Raw genomic sequence first — 17556 nt, forward strand, 5'->3', positions numbered from 1 at the left:
GCGATCTATCGGCTCTGGCTGCCCTCCTGACGCAGCAAGGCGTCCAGTGTGTCCAACCGGGCGCCGTCAAAGGCGACCAGCGTTCCTTGTTCAAAAACCCGCCGCGCCAGGCCGGTCAGTACCGAGCCGGGGGGCAGTTCGATATGCAAGCGCACGCCGCGTTCGTAGGCGGTGCGCAGGGTGCCGTGCCAGTCGACGACGCGGCACATGTTGAAGGCCAGGTCGTCACGCAAACGCTCTGCATCGAACACCGGGCGTGCTGACGAGCCGCTCAGATAGCGAATCCGCGGGGCACGCAGCTCGACGGCAGCAAAGGCTTCGGCAAGCTGCCGCGCCGGCGCCGCCAGAAGCGCGCAATGCGAGGGCACGCTCATCGCCAGGCGCCGCGCGCAGGAAGCACCAAGAGCCTTGGCGCGCACGGCCAACGCGGCCATGGCCGCATCGCTGCCGGCAATCACGAGCTGGTTGTCGGCATTGATATTGGCCAGGTACGCAGGTTCCTCGGCCTCCGCCAGCAGGCCTTCAACCGCAGTCAGCGACAGGCCAAGGATGGCCGTCATGCCGTAGCCTTGCGGGTAGGCCTGCTGCATCAGCTCACCGCGCAGGGCGACCAGCCGCACGGCGTCCCGATAGTCCAGCGAGCCGGCCACCACGGCCGCGGCGTAGGCGCCGATCGACAGGCCTGCAACGTAGTCGGGCGCCTGGCCGCCCCGCATCAATAATCGAGCACTGGCAACACCGGCGATCAGCAGGCACAGCTGCACGGAACGGGTCGAAGCCAGAGCCGTTTCGCTGTCCAGCGTCAGCGCATCTTCGCCAAGCACATCGCTGGCCTGCTGCAGACAGTCCAGTACCTCCGGCTCCTGCGGTAGGCGATGCAACATGCCAGGCTTCTGCGCACCCTGGCCGGGAAAGGCGAACAGGCTGCTCATGCGGCCAGCTCCTCAGGGGCCCACGGATTGCTGACAAGCCGCGCGCCGGTAGCGCATTTGACCAACACTCGGGGCGAGTGGCCGGCCCATTCGCGCAAGGCAATCGCACCGGCGGGAGTTTCCAGTTGCATATCGACGCGGCAAGGCGCCTGGTCTAACAAGCGCTGGAGTTCCCGCGCCCTGGGGCGTGAGAGTGCCAGGGGCGTGCGCAACAAGAGATCGAGATCGCTGTCGGCATGGGCCGTCGGCAGCCCGGTCGCCAGTTGGTAGCCGACCGATCCCGTGACACCCCAGCACAGACCGAGCGCATCGAGCGCTGGCTTCAGCTCAGCCAGCGCACTCAGCGCCGGGAGTTCGGTAACGGGCAGCCGCTCGACAAGCTGTTCCGGACGCACGCGTTTTAGCACCTCGCTCGCCACCATCACCGAGGCGTAGCGCTCTTCACGGCGACTGCCGCGCAGGCCCACCGCGATCTGACCGCTAGCCACCACTGCCCGGCGGACCACGACCGGCTGGCCGGCATCGACCACCTGACGTGCCCAATCGGGCGCATCTGCGGGCAACTGCGCTGGGGCCATGCCCCAGAGCAGGTCATGGGGGCGTGTCATGTCATGCATCTACAGCCTCCTCGTGATTGTTGTTGTCGAGTGCTGAGTTCGTTTGGCGAGTGGCGCCCGCTACGCTTTGCCTACCACTGCTCACGCAGCAGGTCGCGCACACGCGACGAGGCCTCACGGTTCGGCGCGCCGAGACGACCGCGCAGGTCAGTGCCGGTGCCGATGTCGGCGACGGCCTGCTGTAGGCAGTCACGCACCTGCTGCAGATCACCGGCTGACGGCTGCTCGATGCTGTCCACCGAGAGGGTTTCCCAGAGCAAACCGAGGGTCGCGTAGTTGTCGATGTCATAGGCCATCGGCGGCACCGATTCGGCCAGCGCTTCCAGCTCTTCGACGCTGCGCAGGGTGATGCGGGCGGCGGCGGCCTTGCCCATGGCATGCACCATCACGCCCGGATCGCGCAGGGCGATGATCCGCTGGGCCTGGTAACCGTGGGCCAGAAAGGCACCGGACATCGCCTTGCCCACCAGCAGCGAGACCACCGGATGCCCGGCCAGTCGTGCGCGGGCATAACCGTCCACCGCACCGGCCAGCGCCTGATGGATGCCCAGCGCCTCCTCGCGACGGCCATAGGCCTGGCTCGGCACGTCGACTATCGCGACCACCACGCGCTTGTCCGCCTTGTCGCGGTCCGCCTCGATCACCTCATCCAGCGCCTGGCCCAGCGCCCAGCCTTCCAACAGGCCGACCTCGCCGTTGCGCGCGCGCGGGAAGGGATTCTCGGCATCCGGCACCACGGCGATATAGCGGGCGGTACGATCACCGAGGGTGCCATCGACCACCTTTACCGAGGCCGGGTAGCCCGCCAGTGCCTGACCGCCGGCCAAGGCTTGCAACCAGTTCAGTCCACGGCTCATTGGGCATCTCCTTCGTAAAGGGCACGCACGGCGGCAGCATCGAGCTGCGTGCGGGTATCAACGTCGGCCAGGCGCTGCAGAAACCAGGCATGGCGACGGCTACGTGGTTGAACGGGTATGCCCAGGGCAAATAGCTCATGCAGCTGCTCGCGGATGGCGTCGGTATCGTCAGCGACGTAGGCATCCACCAGGCCGCTGGCATAGCGCTGCTCGCCGCCGGTCAGGCTCCAGATGAAGGGGCGGTCGCGCGAGTCGTACTCGTCGAGACCGGCTTCCTGCTCGATCACCTGCGGGCCGTTGAGGCCGACGCGGGCCTCACGGGTGACGACCAGATAACTGCACAGCCCGGCGGCGATGGACATGCCGCCGAAGCAGCCGACGGAGCCAGCAACCACACCGATCACCGGCTGGTATTGGCGCAGCTCGACGATCGCCGCCTGGATCTCGGCGATGGCGGCCAGGCCCAGGTTGGCTTCCTGCAGGCGCACGCCGCCGGTTTCCAGCAAGAGCACGGCACGGGTCGGGATGCCGTTGCGGTTGTCCTCGGCGGCCAGCTCCAGCGCGCCGGCGATCTTTGCGCCCCCGACTTCACCCATGCTGCCGCCCTGGAAGGCGCCTTCGATGGCGGCGATCACTGCCGGCTGGCCGTCAATGGTGCCCTTGGCGACCACCACGCCGTCGTCGGCCTGGGTGACGATGCCCTGCTTCGGCAGCCAGGGCGAGGTGACGCGATCGAACGGATCGAGCAGTTCGCGGAAGCTGCCTTCGTCCAGCAGTGCGCGGGCACGCTGGCGGGCGCCGAGCTCGACGAAGCTGCGCGACTCAAGTAAACGGGCCACGGTGTTAGCGGACACATCAGTCATGGCCGACCTCCTCCAGTCCCTGCTCCAGGCGCAGACGCACTACACCGGGCGTGGCCCCAAAATCGTGAATATCGATGTTCAGCGCCGGCAGGTTCTGCTCGCGGAACATCCGCTCGAACAGTTGCTGCCAACGTTGTTCGGCCCCATTGACCGAGGTAACCACCTGGATCGCCAGCTTGCCGGCCTGGCCGGGTTCGAGCAGCACTTCCAGATCGCCCGAGCCGACCACGCCGACCAGGGCCTTGCCGCGGGCGGGCTGCCCGGCGGGGAATTCGAAAGACAGGGTTTCCATGTTCAGTTGCTCCCAGTCGGCGCCGGCGCAAATGGCGCCAGGCGGTCGAGGAATAAGGTGGCGGCAAGCAGGTCGGCGGCGCCGCCTGGCGAAGCGCGCAGCGACAACATCTCGCCTTCCAGTGCGCGCAGCTGACGGCGCCCGGCGAGGCTGGCGCAACCGCCGGCAGCCAGCACGGCGCGAGCGCCCTGCTGCATGCGGGTCAGGCCATCGAGGCCCGCGCGGTGCAGCACGCAGGTGTCGCTCAGCTCGGTCATGATCGCCAGCAGTGCATCGAGCCGGGCGTTCTGCTCACCTGCCCCGCCGCGGCGGCTCACCAGCAGTTGTGGCAGGCCCTGTTCGATGACGGCGGGAAAGCCGTGCTGGGCCTGTTCCCGTGCACCGAGCACGCCATAGGTCCGGCAGACCCGCGCACCATGGCTGTGTGGGTTGTGCGGCGCAGCCGGGTCGCTCAAGCGGGCCAGCGCGGCGGCCGTTGCCGCAACGCCTCGGGCGTCGGGCGCGTCGGCTTCGAGAGCCGCCGCCGCGCTGAGCAGCCCCAGCGCCCAGATCGCCCCGCGATGGGTGTTCACGCCATGGGTGACGCGGAGCATGTCGGCTTCGCCGTCCCGGCCCAGCTGGCCGAGGGTTTCGCGCAAGAGCTGGCCGACTTCGCCAAGCTGCTGCGCCGCTTCGGCCATCGCCTTGAACGTAGGCCACAGCGCGTGAGCCGAGGCGTGCATCAAGCCCAGGTGCAGGTCGTCATGCGCGCCGTTGCCGCGTCGATCGACCAGCCCCGGCTTCGGCGACAGGTCGGCCTCGTCGATTAGCGCCTGCACCGCCAAGTCTGCCAGGCGCTCAGCCAGCGTCGGCTGCGCCTGTCTTGCAATGAGTGCGCTCATCACCAGCTCCTGAACTTGGCAGGCGGGTTGTAGAGGCCGCCGGACCAATCGACCAGATCGGCGATGCTCTTGGCCGCGAGCAATTCACGAGACGCGTCATTGCGGCGGATGCCAAGGTCTTCCGGCAGCGCGATCAGGCCTTCGCGGCGCATGCGCTCGGTGTCCTTCGGGTTGTGCCGCAAGCCGATGCTGGTGACGCCGGCCACCGCGGCGATCATCGCCTGACGCTCTTCCAGCGAGCGGGCCTTGTAGAGGTAGGCGATGCCTTCTTCGGTCAGCAGGTGGGTGACGTCGTCGCCGTAGATCATGATCGGCGCCAACGGCATGCCGCTCTTCTTCGCCACCTCGACCGCGTCGAGCTGCTCGACGAAAGTGGGTTTGCCGCCTTCCTGGAAGGTCTCGACCATCTGCACCACAAGCTTCTTGCCGCGCTCGAGCATGGTCACCGGGGCTTCGCCACCGGGCATGGCCATATCGAGCCAGGCCGGGGTCGGATGGCGGCGACCGCGCGGGTCGTGGCCCATGTTCGGCGCACCGCCGAAGCCCGCCAGGCGGCCGCGTGTCACCGTGGAGGAATGCCCATCGCCATCGACCTGCAGGGTTGCACCGATGAACAAGTCCACCGCGTACTGCCCGGCCAGCTGGCACATCATGCGGTTGGAGCGCATCGAGCCGTCACGGCCGGTGAAGAACACGTCCGGCCGATGGGCGTTGTAGTTCTCCATGCCCAATTCGGTGCCGAAGCAATGCACGCTCTCGACCCAGCCGGTCTCGATGGCCGGGATCAGCGTCGGGTGCGGGTTGAGCGTCCAGTTGCGGCAGATCTTGCCTTTCAGGCCGAGGGATTCGCCGTAGGTCGGCAGGATCAGCTCGATGGCGGCGGTGTTGAAGCCGATGCCATGGTTGAGCGACTGCACCTTGTGTTTTTCGTAGATGCCGCGGATCGCCATCATCGCCATCAACACGTGTACCGGCTTGATGTGGCGCGGGTCGCGGGTGAACAGCGGCTCGATGTAGAACGGCTTGTCGGCGACTACGACGAAATCCACCCAGCTCGCCGGGATATCCACACGCGGCAGCTCGTCGACAATCTCGTTGACCTGGAAGATGACGATGCCGTCGGAGAACGCGGTGGGCTCGACAAGCGCCGGGGTGTCTTCGGTGCTGGGACCTGTATAGATGTTGCCGTGGCGGTCGGCCTGGAAGCCGGCCACCAGCGCGACATTGGGGATCAGGTCCACCAACAGACGCGAATAGAGTTCGATGTAGGTGTGGATGGCGCCGACTTCCAGCAGCCCGTCTTCAAGGAGCTGGCTGATGCGCAGGCTCTGCGGCCCGGCAAAGGAGAAGTCTAGCTTGCGCGCGATCTGGCGTTCGAACAGGTCCAGGTGCTCGGCGCGGCTGACGCTCGGCATGATCATGTGCAGATCATGCAGCTTGCCGGGGTCGGCCTGGGCCAGCGAGCGGGAGAGAAAGTCCGCCTGCTTCTGGTTATTGCCCTCGAGCACCACCCGGTCACCGGGGGCGATCAGCAGTTCCAGGGCCTCGACGATCCGCTCGCTGGGCAGCACCACGCCATCGGCAAGGCTGCGCACCTGATCGAGACGCCGGGCTTTTTCAGCGCGACGACGCGACCACTGCGGCGGTGGGGAGATTGTTGTTGTCATGGCGACTCCACAGTTTTTCCGCTTGTGGAGCGCACAGTAGGGAGATGACCGGAGGGTCATCAATCAAGCGCAGAGGCGTTTCGTTACGCTGAGGTTAACGATGGCTCTGAATGGGCTCACAGCCAACCGAGCGTCACGCTGGCGAGCAGCAAATAGCGGCCGCCCTTGGCCAGGGTTACCAACAAAAGGAAGCTCCACAGCGGTTCACGCAGCGTGCCAGCCACTACTGTCAGCGGGTCGCCGATGATTGGTACCCAGCTCAGCAGCAGCGACCAGCGGCCGAAGCGGTGATAACGGCGCTGGGCCCGTTCCAGCTGCTGCGCGCTGACGGGGAACCAGCGTTTGTTGCGCAGGCGTTCAATCGATCGGCCCAACAGCCAGTTGACCAATGAGCCCAGTACATTGCCCAGCGTGGCGACCGCCAGCAGACCTGTCACCGAATAGCCGCCATGCAGCAACAGCCCGACCAGCACGGCCTCGGATTGAGCGGGTACCAGCGTAGCGGCGGCGAAGGCCGCGCCGAACAGGCCGAGGTAGGCAGTCAGGTCGAACATTATGGAATGGTGGGCTCAGGCATCGCCGATGCGACATAACGAGAAGGCATGATGAAAATCTGGCAGGCTGCGGCCTTGGCGTCACGCATGGCAAGGTAACAGAGGATTTTGATGAAAGGCAGGTTGATCTACCTCATCGGCCCTTCCGGTTCGGGCAAGGACAGCGTGCTCGATGCGGCACGCGAAGCCCTGGCCGAGCGCGGCGTACGTATCGCACGGCGAGTCATCACGCGCTCGGCCGAAGCCGTGGGGGAATCTGCCGAAGCGGTCAGTCATGACGAGTTCGATCGTTTGGAGCGCGACGGTGCCTTTGCCATGAGCTGGCGCGCCAACGATCTTGCATACGGGATACCCATCCAGATCGACCAGTGGCTGGCCGCCGGTGAGGATGTGCTGGTCAACGGTTCGCGTGGCTATCTTGAGCAGGCGCGCCAGCGCTACCCCGACCTGCTGGCGGTGTTGCTCAGCGTGCGCCCCGAGGTGCTGCGCCAACGGTTGCTCAAACGCAACCGCGAAACGCCGGAGCAGATCGAGGCGCGACTGGCACGTAACGCGCGTTTCGAGGATTCGCTGGACGAACTCTTCCTGCTGGACAACTCAGGCGATCTTCACGAGTCAGTGAGCAAGCTGCTGCGACTCATCGATCGTTAACGCATCAGCGCCCTGGCTGTGGGTGGAAGCCCGGCACCGCGCTGGGCCGGTCGATGCGGCCGGCCGGCATGGTGCACTTGAGGTCGCGAAAAGGTTGGCCATTGAGCAGCTCCCAGCCATGCCCTGGCGAGGTCTGACGACAGATCACAGTGCCGTCGGCCTTGCTTTGCCACTGGTAATACGGCGCCGGGGCGGCGTACGCCAACAGCGGCAAGAACAGGCTGAACGCAATGAGAACGGCGCGCATGGGTCGGACTTCGATGGAGGGCTGGCGCCACTTTAGCCGGATCGATCCATAGCGCAAGCACAGCTGGTCGCAGCGGCGGCTAGGACCAGACCTTTTGCGCCTCGCGCATGAAAATCTCCACCGTTTTCGGCCCGATCCCTTCGAACTCGCCCAGCCTTTTTTCCAGCTCCTTTCGGTCCTTGCTCCTTTCGCGAATGTTGCCGAGCTTGCCGCCGTATTCGTTATTGAGTTTGTCGCAGAGCTTGAGCAGGCGTTCGGCAGTCGATTCGTCATAGCGCACGTAGTGACCCTCCCCCAGCATGTCCACCAGCTCTTGCCAGCTGCAATTGCAGATCTTTCTCGGCGTGTCGCGTTGGTGCTTTTCGACGATGACACGATAGGCGTCGGCAGCGATGTCCTGCTGGATGCGCTTGCCGAACAGGAAGCTGGCGATGAACCATTTGAACAGCTCGCCTTCTCCCTGACTGATATCGATCCCGAGTTCTTTCGCACTGATTTCGCTGGCCATTGCTGTGTCTCGCTCGCGGAGGATTCCTTTGTTGCGACGCCAACGGCAGGACAGGGTTCGCATCGGCTTTTGCGCGGCGATAGGCAGAATTCCGCCTATCGCCGCTTCACCGATGAGCGAAATCTTGCCAACGGCGTCTATGAGGCAGCCCTGACCCGCCGAAACAGAGCCTTCAGCGTTATGGCACAGCTCGTGCTACGTCTTAACCGCCCGATGCGACGACCAACGACAAGAAAAGCCGCACAGCGCTCCTGCTTCACTCTGTGAAAGCACGTCCGACGCCGTCTCTCCTTTTCTTGTCGTTGCATGCAGCCCTGGCGCTGTAGCTGATCGTCTATCGTCAGTTCTGCAAAACCAATAACAACGAAACGGAGATACACCATGAGATTGACCAAACGCTTCAGCCTGCTCGCTGCCGCAGCGGCCTTCACCGCCAGCACCGCCGCAGTGGCTGCCCCGACCTTCATCAATATCCTCACGGGCGGCACCAGCGGTGTGTACTACCCAATCGGGGTGGGCATCTCCCAGCTGTACAGCAAAGGCATCGACGGCGCGAAAACCTCCGTGCAGGCAACCAAGGCTTCGGTCGAAAACCTCAATCTGCTGCAATCCGGTCGTGGCGAGCTGGGCTTTGCCCTCGGTGACTCTGTGGCTGACGGCTGGAATGGCGTCGAGGAAGCCGGCTTCAAGGCACCCCTGAAGAAACTGCGCGCCATCGGCGGCAGCTACCCGAACTACATCCAGATCGTCGCCAGCAAAGAGTCCGGCATCAAGACGTTGGCCGACCTCAAGGGCAAGTCGATCTCCGTCGGCGCGCCGAAATCCGGCACCGAACTCAACGCTCGCGCCATCCTCAAGGCGGCCGGCCTGAGCTACGAAGACATGGGTAAGGTGGAATACCTTCCGTTTGCCGAATCCGTCGAGCTGATCAAGAACCGCCAGCTGGATGCCACCCTGCAGTCGGCCGGCCTGGGTATGGCCGCCATTCGCGACCTGGCTTCGACCATGCCGCTGAACTACGTGGAAATCCCGCAAGACGTGGTCGACAAGATCGGCAACGACGCCTACCAGGCAGCGAAGATCCCGGCGGGTACCTATGACGGCCAGGAAGCCGACGTGCCGACCGTTGCCATCACCAACATCCTCGTGACCCATTCGGACGTGCCGGATGACATTGCCTACCAGATGACCAAGCTGTTGTTCGAGAACCTCGACCAGCTGGGCAACGCGCATTCTGCCGCCAAGGACATCAAGCTGGAAAACGCCACCAAGGCGCTGCCGATCCCGCTGCACCCGGGTGCCGAGCGTTACTACAAGGAAGCCGGCGTACTCTGATTACGCCCCTGGGCAGCCCGGTGCTGCCCAGCCTGAACCGCGGGCGTCAGTCCTGACGTCTGCGGCTCGTCCAATCTGAATCTGAAGAGGCGCTAGTAAAACCAGCGTGAAATCACGGCAGGTTTTGTTAGCGGCTCTACGCGACCACGTTTTATCAGCTCGAGGCAATTCATGAGCGAACTACAACAAGAGGAAGGCCTGGCAGGTAGCGCAGCCGATTGGCCAAAAGCTTTGTTTTATGTGGCCCTGCTGTTCTCCATCTACCAGATCGTCATGGCGGCGTTTCACCCGGTATCGAGCCAGGTACTACGAGCCGGGCATGTCGGCTTTCTGCTGATGGTCGTTTACCTGTACTTTCCAGCCGCGGGCAATGGCCGCCCCTGGCAGCCGCTGGCCTGGGTATTGGGCCTGGCGGGCATGGGCACGGCGTTCTACCAGTGGTATTTCGAAGCTGACCTGATCCAGCGCTCCGGCGACCTCACGACCCTCGATTTCGCCGTCGGCGTGCTGCTGATCGCCCTGGTATTCGAAGCCGCTCGCCGGGTCATGGGCATCGCCTTGCCGATCATCTGCGCCACATTCCTGGCCTACGGCCTGCTCGGCCAGTACCTGCCCGGCGATCTCGCGCACCGTGGCTACGGCATCGATCAGATGGTCAACCAGCTCGCCTTTGGTACCGAGGGTCTGTATGGCACGCCGACCTACGTGTCGGCGACCTACATCTTCCTGTTCATCCTCTTCGGTGCCTTCCTCGAACAGGCCGGCATGATCAAGCTGTTCACCGACTTCGCCATGGGCCTGTTCGGCCACAAGCTGGGTGGGCCGGCCAAGGTGTCGGTGGTGTCCTCCGCGCTGATGGGCACCATCACCGGTTCCGGTGTCGCCAACGTGGTGACCACCGGCCAGTTCACCATTCCGCTGATGAAACGCTTCGGCTATAAGTCGGCGTTTGCCGGCGGTGTCGAAGCAACCTCTTCCATGGGCAGCCAGATGATGCCGCCGGTGATGGGTGCCGTGGCGTTCATCATGGCCGAAACCATCAACGTGCCCTTCATTGAAGTCGCCAAGGCCGCGCTGATCCCAGCCCTGCTGTACTTCGGCTCGGTGTTCTGGATGGTTCACCTGGAAGCCAAGCGCGCCAACCTCAAAGGCTTGCCGAAAGAGGAATGCCCGAGCGCCATGGCCGCGGTCAAGCAGCGCTGGTATCTGCTGATTCCACTGGGTGTGCTGGTTTACCTGCTGTTTTCCGGGCGTACGCCACTGTTCTCGGGCATGGTCGGCCTGGCACTGACGGCGATCGTGATCCTCGGCTCGGCGATCATCCTCAAGGTCTCGTCATTCGGCTTGCGCGTCGCATTCTGGATCGCCCTGGGCGTGCTCTGTGCCGGGTTCTTCCAGCTCGGCATCGGGGTGATCTTCGGGGTTATCGCGGTACTGGTAGCGATCTGCTGGTTCATCAAGGGCGGGCGCGACACCCTGGTGGTGTGCCTGCATGCGCTGGTGGAAGGCGCGCGCCATGCGGTTCCGGTGGGTATCGCCTGTGCGCTGGTGGGCGTGATCATCGGTGTGGTGTCGTTGACCGGTGTGGCCTCGACCTTTGCGGGCTACATCCTCGCGGTGGGTGAGGACAACCTCTTCCTGTCGCTGCTGCTGACCATGGCCACCTGCCTAGTGCTGGGCATGGGCATTCCGACCATCCCCAACTACATCATCACCAGCTCCATCGCCGCACCGGCCCTGCTGGACCTTGGCGTTCCGCTGCTGGTCTCGCACATGTTCGTGTTCTATTTCGGCATCCTGGCTGACCTGACACCACCTGTCGCGCTGGCCTGCTTCGCGGCGGCGCCGATCGCCAAGGAAACCGGGCTGAAGATCAGCATGTGGGCGGTGCGCATCGCCATTGCCGGCTTCGTGGTGCCGTTCATGGCGGTCTACAACCCGTCGCTGATGATGCAGGGCGACAGCCTGTGGATGACTGCGTACATGGTGCTGAAGGCAAGCTTTGCCATTGGTCTCTGGGGCATCGCCACGATCGGCTACCTGCAGCGACCGTTGGCCTGGTGGGAGCGGGTGCTGGGCTTCGCCGCCGGTGCGACGCTGATCATGGCCATGCCGATCACCGATGAAATCGGCTTTGGTATCGGCTTCCTGCTGCTGGCTCAGCACATCGTGCGTGCCCGCCGGGCCGGGCCGGTACTGGCGTGATCGGACTCTGTCTGGGCTTGGCCGGGGTGGTATGGGCGCAGGTGCCCACGGCCGACTTCACCTTGGCCTGGACCCACACGATCGAGAAGATCCGTTGGGAAGAGGATTACCGCGTGACGCCGGACGGGCTGCTGCTCGGCGAAGCGCGGGTCAAGGGTTCAGGTGCCGGGATGGAAATCCCGGATGACGCCGAACTGCGTGACGGGGCCTGGCACTACCAGCGCCAGATGCCGCCGTTGCAACCCTTGCGAGTGGGGCGAACCCCCGAAGCAGGGGATTATCAACTGTGTTTTAACCAGCGTTGTCACGCATTGAGCGAATGGCTCGGTCCGCCAAAAGCGGACCAGCCCGCGCTGGAACTCTGGAGCTGCGCCGCGCAGGCGGTCGGTTCCACCTAATTTGGTTTAAAGGCGTTGCCGCGTTAGGGGCGCATAGATTGCTTGGCGGATCGGTGAAGCGTGATCCGCCCTACGTTCGCTCGGCGGTAGTGTCGCCGATCAGGCCGTTTGCAACGTCTCTCTGCGCTTGCTTGCCGCTAGCTGCCTGGCGCGCAGTTTGCGCCACCAGATCACCACCCCGGTCACCGACAGCACGGCAATCGCCACGCCCAACACTGCGATCAGGATGCGTCCCGGCATACCGAGAATCCGCCCACCATGGATCGCCGGTTGCAGCATGTGGAACTGCTCGCCCAAGGTGCCCTGCCCCGGTATCTCCTGCCCGAGCAATTGCGTTCCGTCGCTGCCATGAAAGAACAGCCAGGCGTTGCCCTGGTTGCTGTCGTGGTCACCGAAGCCCGCGCCATAGAAGTTGTATTCGAAGCTGTAGTACAGCTCACCAATCGGCTCGCTCAGGCCCAGGGCCGCGGCGTGCTGCATGGCGTAATCGTAGGCTCGATGGAAGTCGTACTGGGTCGTACCCAGCTCGTCCTTGGACAGCCGACCGCGCGCCTCGTACACGCTCGGCTCGACCGGTGAAAACAACGACACCACCGGTTTGAACACCTGTTCGGGCAGGTTCATGGCAATGCTGCTGATGGCGACCGGCGTGAGCAGCAACCACAGCCACAGGCCGCCCGCACGATGCACGTCGTGGTTGAGCCGCTGCCGCTTGATCTTCCAGGCCGTCCACCACTTGCCGAAGAACGGCCGCCCGCGAGGGAAGGTCAGCAGCAGGGAGACGAAACAGTCGAGGGTCCAGAAAATCGCGACGACACCCATCAGCCAGATGCCCCAATTGCCGGGCAAGGTCAGGTTGTAGTGAAACTCCAGCATGAAAGGCACGAAATTCTTGCGCGAAAAGCAGCACTCACCCCAGTGACGGGTGCCGACAAGCTCGCCGGTCACCGCATCGAGGTATTGCACCACGGGCTCTACGTCATAGGGCTTACCGGTTTGCGGATCGTTGCGCGGCACCAGGGCCATTAGCGCGGCATGTCCCGGCTCGTCGGGGAACTCCATGTACCAGACCTGCATGCGCGGGTTGGCCTGCTCGACCCGCTCGACCAGCGCTCCAGGCGCCAGCACCGGGCCTTCGCTGGCGGTGTGGTAGAACTCGGGGTTGAGCCACTCATCCAGTTCATGATGGAAGGCCAGCACGCTGCCGGTGATGCCTGCCAGAAACAGGAACAACGCCGTAGCCAGGCCGATGTAGCGGTGCAGCAGTACCAGGATCGAACGCATGGTCAGTGTCCGTCTTGCAGAAAGCACAAAGCCGCCGGCCGATGAAGGCCAGCGGCTTTCGCCGGTTCTTAGAAGTCGTAGGTCAGCGTAGCCATGACATTTCGCGCTTCGCCGTAATAGCACTGGCTGAGGCTGTTGCAGGCCGCGACGTATTTCTCGTCGGTCAGGTTGTTCAGATTCAGCTGCGCGGCAAGCCCATCCAGACCCACCCGCGACAGGTCATAGCCCAGCATGGCGTCATAGAGCGTGTAGGACGGGATGCGCAGTGTGTTCTCCGCGTCCGCCCAGCTCTTGCCGAAGTAGCGCACGCCGCCACCGATTTGTAGACCCGCGATGGCGCCCTGCTCGAAGGTGTAGTCAGTCCATAGCGACGCCATGTTGCGCGCCACCGCGTTGGGCGTATTGCCGCGGTTGTTGACCCCGGCAGCTCCGGTGAAGTCCTTGGAATACTCCACGTCCATGTAGGTATAGCTGGCGATCACATTGAGGTTGTCCTGCGGGCGCAGGCGCGCCTCCAACTCCACGCCCTTGGACGTGAGCTCACCGACTGCACGATAGAAATTCTCGTTGGAATCCTTGTTCGCCAGGTTCGACTGCTTCAGGTCGAAATAAGAGATGGTGTAGAGATCATCAGTGCCTAGCGGCTGGTATTTCAGGCCCAGCTCGTACTGTTCGCCCTCGGTCGGGTCGAGCAGCGTGATGTCGAAGCCACCGCTGCTATTCGCGTTGTAGGCCGCGGTAGCGTTGGGGTTGAAGGACTCGGAATAGCTGACATAGGGCGACAGACCGTTATCGAAGGCGTAGAGCACACCGACACGGCCGGTGAACTGCTCCAGCTTGGCGGCATCGGACTGATCGCCGTAGGAGGCGTCCTCGGTGTGGTCGAACGAGACATCCACCCAGTCCTGGCGCACGCCCAGCGAGAACCGCCAGTTGCCGAGGCTGATGAGATCCTGCACGTAGAGCCCGGTTTGCTCCAACTCACGCGTCTCGTCGTACTGGTGGTAGAACGTCGGGTTAGCCGCGCCAACGCTTCCGGTGTAAGGGTTGATCACCGAAAGGCCGTACCCTGCGTCATAGTCGACTTTCGCCTTGCGGCGCTGATAATCGAGACCGGTCACCAGCGTATGGCTGAGCGCTCCCGTATCGAAGAGAAACTGCAGCTGGTTGTCGAGGGTCCAGGCATGCAACGCCTCATCGGCGCCGGTGTAGTAGCGCACCAGCTCGTCCTGTGTGGCGTAGCCGTACTGGTAGACCTGGCCGGATTCGACCGTCGAATCGAGATACTGGAAGTTCTGCCGCGCCGACACCGTATCGTTGAAACGGTGTTCCAGCTGATAGCCAATCATCTGCTGATCGCGCTCAAACTGCTCGTAGTCCTCATCGCCTTCGAAGAAGCTGCGTGAGATGCGCTGGCCGTTGTGCGAGGTGACGGTGCCGTCGGCTGGGAGGCCCCCGTGATATCCGCTTTCGGGGTCATGCTGGAGCATGGCCTGGAGCGTCAGCCGGGTATCCTCGGTGAAGTCGATGCTCAGCGAAGGCATGACGGCGTAGCGCTTCTCTTCGATGCCATCGACCTGGTTGTCGGCATCCTTCGCGACACCGACCAGGCGGTAGGCAATGCGCTCGTCTTCCAGCGGCCCGGTGAAGTCGAATGCGACCTGCTTGTTGTCCTCACTGCCGTAGGACAGGCGTATCTGCCGGCTCGTCTGGTATTGCGGCTTTTTGCTGGTCATCGCCACCAGCCCGCCCGGTAGGCTGCGTCCGTAGAGCACTGAGGACGGTCCCTTGAGAATATCGATACGCTCGATGAAATACGGGTCGACCTGCAGGCTGCTGTAGGTGCCGCTATCACCCAGCAGCTTCTGGCCGTCGAGGTAAAGGTTATCCACAGAGCCGTCGGTGATTCCACGCATGGCAACGTAGTCGTATCGGGTCGTCGCCCCATAGGGAGTGCTCATCAGGCCTGGCGTATAGCGTACGGCTTGGGCAATGGAGCGTGAGCCCTGGTCTTCGATCTGCTGGCGCGTGACCACGGAAACGGTTTGCGAGGTCTCGGCCAACGGCATGCTGGTCTTGGTCGCCACGCTGCTGTGCGTCGCGTTGTAGCCTTCCATTTCCCCAAGCGCATTGCCCAGGGCAAAACCCTCCACCACCATCGGCTTCAGCTCGACGGCTTCGGCCTGTTCGCGAGACTGCGCTGGCACCAGCGAATAGGCGCCGCGCGCGTCACGTACGGTCTGCAGACCGCTGCCTTGCAACAACCTGTCGAAGCCCGCTTCAACGCTGTATCGGCCCTGTAAGCCCCCCGATTCGCGACCATCGAGCAGGCTGCCATCGACGGACAACATCACCGCTGCTTCGCCAGCGAAGCGGCTCAGGGCGCTGGATAGCGAGCCTGCAGGGATGTCGTAGCTCCGAACGGCTTGCTGAGTGGTCGATTGCGCCAGCGCCACGGGCGCAACGGCAACCGCGGTCAGCGGCAAACAGAACAGCGCGGCGCGGACGGCTTGAGACAGTGGGCTGGAACGGCGGAGCGGCGAGGCATTGGAACGCATGATTCATCCTTTCTGCGAAGGCAAATTCGGGATCGATGCGGTTATGCCCAGCGAGCGCGCAGAAAAGGGAACCTCGAAATAGAAATTTTTTTGCCCTGCTCTGACCGCAGGCGGTTATGCCGGCTCAAGGCTCACCCACCAGGGCAACCGACGATTCACGCGCAGCGAAAGCGTGCTGGCAACGACCTCCAGTACGCGGTCGGTATCGGCCAGGGGATAAGCGCCGACAACCCGCAGGCTGGCGATACGCGGATCACAGCCAAGGTAACCCTGACGATAGCGCCCCAACTCGTCGATGAACTCATCCAGTCGAAGGTCGTCTGCAAGCAGCACCCCGCTCGCCCAGGCTTGCCGGCCCGGTTGAACCGGACGTTCAGGCTCGATGCGAAGGTGGGTGAAGTCGAGCTGCTGCCCTTGATGCGCCAGGCGCGGTCGGCCGTTGGAGGGTCGGACCTCGACAGTGCCATCGTAAACGCTGAGCTGTGTACGTCCGTCGCGCTGCAGCACCGAAAAACGCGCGGCTTCCCCGGTCTGCACGCTGCCTTCGGCAGTGCGCAGCACCAAGGGGCGCCGCTCCGGGCTCGCCTGCACCAGTATTTCGCCGCGGTAGAGCGCCAGTTGCCGAAGCTGATCATCGAGCGCGATGTCCACTGCGCTGTCGGTGTTGAGCCACAGATGCAAACCCTCCGGCAACTGCCAGTCACGCACCTCGCCCACTGCCGTACGTTGATCGGCCGTCCAGCTGCGCCAGGGCATGGCACCACCCGCCACGGCGAGAAGACCGCCACCGAACACGACCGACAGGCTTTTCAGAGCCTGCCGCCGGGTGGGCTGGCGACGCTGCATCAAGCTGCTCGCCTTCGCCCCAAACGGATCGCGGGCGAGCGGCTCGAAACGGCCACTGATCTGCTCCACGCGCCGCCAGGCCCGCGCATGCTCGGGGTCGCTGAGCCAGCGCCGCCACGCCTCACGGTCAGCATCGCTGACACTGTCCGATTGCAGCACCGCGAACCACTGCGCGGCGGCCTGCAGCACCTGATAATCCAGCGTCACTCAGTCGTCCTCGATCAGGGTCAGGCAGTGCAGCATGGCCTGCGCCATGTATTTTTTGACCATCCGTTCGGACACGCCCAGCTCCAGGCCGATCGACGCGTAGGTCATGCCATGCAGTTGTGACAGGAGAAACGCACGGCGCACCTTTTCCGGCAGGCGAGCCAGCATGGCCTCGACCTGCATCAGCGTTTCGACCACCAGCGCCTGGGATTCTGGCGACGGTGCGACCGCCTCGGGTTGCAGCGCGATGGCCTCCAGGTACGCCTGCTCGATCTGCCGCCGACGCCAATGGTTGATCAACAGGCCACGGGCGATTGTGTGCAGGTAGGCGCGCGGTTCACGGATCGCATCCAGCCCCTGATCCTTGCTCAGCACCCGTACGAAGGTGTCTTGAGCCAGGTCGGCGGCCCGCTGGTTGCAGCCGAGCTGGCGCCGCAACCAACCGTTCAGCCAGCCCTGATGGTCGACATAGAGCCGATGCACCAGTTGTTGCCGGACCAACCCGTCAGCTGCCATGTTTCGCCGCCTTTCACCCCGAGGACGCTAATGCTAACGCTTCTCAACAACAAAAGACCACGGGGTTTTTCTTCTTTGCTGTTTCAATCGCGGGTTTGGGATGGCTGGACTAGGCTATCGGACATCTGATTGCAGGAG

At 63.8% G+C, this 17556-nt stretch carries 18 protein-coding genes; 4 read left to right on the forward strand and 14 right to left on the reverse strand.

Annotated elements, in window-relative coordinates; translation table 11 throughout:
- Positions 1-5: 5 nt before the first annotated feature.
- The 8 genes from mdcH to ACQKEK_RS20010 form a co-directional block, all read right to left on the reverse strand.
- Positions 6-932 (reverse strand): malonate decarboxylase subunit epsilon, encoded by a 927-nt coding sequence (gene mdcH / locus ACQKEK_RS19975; RefSeq protein WP_499144172.1) that lies wholly within the window; start codon positions 930-932, stop codon positions 6-8.
- Positions 929-1549, reverse strand: a complete 621-nt coding sequence (locus ACQKEK_RS19980) for a malonate decarboxylase holo-ACP synthase (RefSeq protein ID WP_499144173.1) — start codon at positions 1547-1549, stop codon at positions 929-931. Before ACQKEK_RS19980 ends, mdcH begins: the two co-directional genes overlap by 4 nt.
- 71 nt (positions 1550-1620) lie before the next feature.
- On the reverse strand, positions 1621-2406 hold the full coding sequence (gene mdcE, locus ACQKEK_RS19985) for a biotin-independent malonate decarboxylase subunit gamma (RefSeq protein ID WP_463309576.1): 786 nt from the start codon (positions 2404-2406) through the stop codon (positions 1621-1623).
- Entirely contained in the window at positions 2403-3269 is an 867-nt protein-coding gene (locus ACQKEK_RS19990; protein ID WP_499144174.1) for a biotin-independent malonate decarboxylase subunit beta, read from the reverse strand. Before ACQKEK_RS19990 ends, mdcE begins: the two co-directional genes overlap by 4 nt.
- Positions 3262-3561 carry a malonate decarboxylase subunit delta gene (locus ACQKEK_RS19995; RefSeq protein WP_045423103.1) on the reverse strand — a complete coding sequence of 100 codons (300 nt, stop codon included), beginning with the start codon at positions 3559-3561 and terminating at the stop codon, positions 3262-3264. Before ACQKEK_RS19995 ends, ACQKEK_RS19990 begins: the two co-directional genes overlap by 8 nt.
- A 2-nt stretch (positions 3562-3563) precedes the next feature.
- Positions 3564-4442, reverse strand: coding sequence for a triphosphoribosyl-dephospho-CoA synthase (locus ACQKEK_RS20000; RefSeq protein WP_499144175.1), 879 nt, complete (start codon positions 4440-4442; stop codon positions 3564-3566).
- Positions 4442-6109: a malonate decarboxylase subunit alpha gene (gene mdcA, locus ACQKEK_RS20005; protein WP_499144176.1), complete on the reverse strand. Its 1668-nt coding sequence runs from the start codon at positions 6107-6109 to the stop codon at positions 4442-4444. The genes ACQKEK_RS20000 and mdcA overlap by 1 nt, the downstream gene beginning before the upstream one ends.
- 116 nt (positions 6110-6225) lie before the next feature.
- Positions 6226-6663 (reverse strand): YqaA family protein, encoded by a 438-nt coding sequence (locus tag ACQKEK_RS20010; protein WP_499144177.1) that lies wholly within the window; start codon positions 6661-6663, stop codon positions 6226-6228.
- A 111-nt stretch (positions 6664-6774) separates the two neighbouring features.
- Here ACQKEK_RS20010 and phnN point away from each other — a divergent pair, with 111 nt between their 5' ends.
- Positions 6775-7314, forward strand: coding sequence for a phosphonate metabolism protein/1,5-bisphosphokinase (PRPP-forming) PhnN (gene phnN, locus ACQKEK_RS20015; RefSeq protein WP_499144178.1), 540 nt, complete (start codon positions 6775-6777; stop codon positions 7312-7314).
- A 4-nt stretch (positions 7315-7318) separates the two neighbouring features.
- Here phnN and ACQKEK_RS20020 read toward each other — a convergent pair whose 3' ends face one another.
- Both ACQKEK_RS20020 and ACQKEK_RS20025 read right to left on the reverse strand, forming a co-directional pair.
- Complete coding sequence (locus tag ACQKEK_RS20020; RefSeq protein ID WP_127840533.1) at positions 7319-7561, reverse strand: hypothetical protein; 243 nt, start codon at positions 7559-7561, stop codon at positions 7319-7321.
- A 79-nt stretch (positions 7562-7640) separates the two neighbouring features.
- Positions 7641-8069, reverse strand: coding sequence for an HhH-GDP family DNA glycosylase (locus tag ACQKEK_RS20025; RefSeq protein WP_128119948.1), 429 nt, complete (start codon positions 8067-8069; stop codon positions 7641-7643).
- Positions 8070-8450: 381 nt separating this feature from the next.
- On the opposite strand from ACQKEK_RS20025, the gene ACQKEK_RS20030 reads away from it, so the two are divergent.
- From ACQKEK_RS20030 to ACQKEK_RS20040, 3 genes are all read left to right on the forward strand, one after another.
- Positions 8451-9404, forward strand: a complete 954-nt coding sequence (locus tag ACQKEK_RS20030; RefSeq protein WP_045423094.1) for a TAXI family TRAP transporter solute-binding subunit — start codon at positions 8451-8453, stop codon at positions 9402-9404.
- A 171-nt stretch (positions 9405-9575) separates the two neighbouring features.
- On the forward strand, positions 9576-11609 hold the full coding sequence (locus ACQKEK_RS20035; protein ID WP_128119949.1) for a TRAP transporter permease: 2034 nt from the start codon (positions 9576-9578) through the stop codon (positions 11607-11609).
- Positions 11606-12007, forward strand: a complete 402-nt coding sequence (locus ACQKEK_RS20040) for a DUF1850 domain-containing protein (protein WP_463287503.1) — start codon at positions 11606-11608, stop codon at positions 12005-12007. The genes ACQKEK_RS20035 and ACQKEK_RS20040 overlap by 4 nt, the downstream gene beginning before the upstream one ends.
- A gap of 99 nt (positions 12008-12106) precedes the next feature.
- Here ACQKEK_RS20040 and ACQKEK_RS20045 read toward each other — a convergent pair whose 3' ends face one another.
- The 4 genes from ACQKEK_RS20045 to ACQKEK_RS20060 form a co-directional block, all read right to left on the reverse strand.
- Complete coding sequence (locus tag ACQKEK_RS20045) at positions 12107-13291, reverse strand: PepSY-associated TM helix domain-containing protein (protein WP_499144179.1); 1185 nt, start codon at positions 13289-13291, stop codon at positions 12107-12109.
- A 68-nt stretch (positions 13292-13359) separates the two neighbouring features.
- On the reverse strand, positions 13360-15849 hold the full coding sequence (locus ACQKEK_RS20050; protein WP_499144180.1) for a TonB-dependent siderophore receptor: 2490 nt from the start codon (positions 15847-15849) through the stop codon (positions 13360-13362).
- 114 nt (positions 15850-15963) lie between these two features.
- Entirely contained in the window at positions 15964-16902 is a 939-nt protein-coding gene (locus tag ACQKEK_RS20055) for a FecR domain-containing protein (protein WP_499144181.1), read from the reverse strand.
- A complete protein-coding gene (locus ACQKEK_RS20060; protein ID WP_499144182.1) occupies positions 16903-17418 on the reverse strand; it encodes a sigma-70 family RNA polymerase sigma factor in 516 nt (171 codons plus the stop codon).
- Positions 17419-17556: the final 138 nt, after the last annotated feature.

Source organism: Pseudomonas sp. NPDC077408, assembly GCF_050269105.1.
In the GTDB taxonomy this organism is placed as follows: domain Bacteria; phylum Pseudomonadota; class Gammaproteobacteria; order Pseudomonadales; family Pseudomonadaceae; genus Stutzerimonas.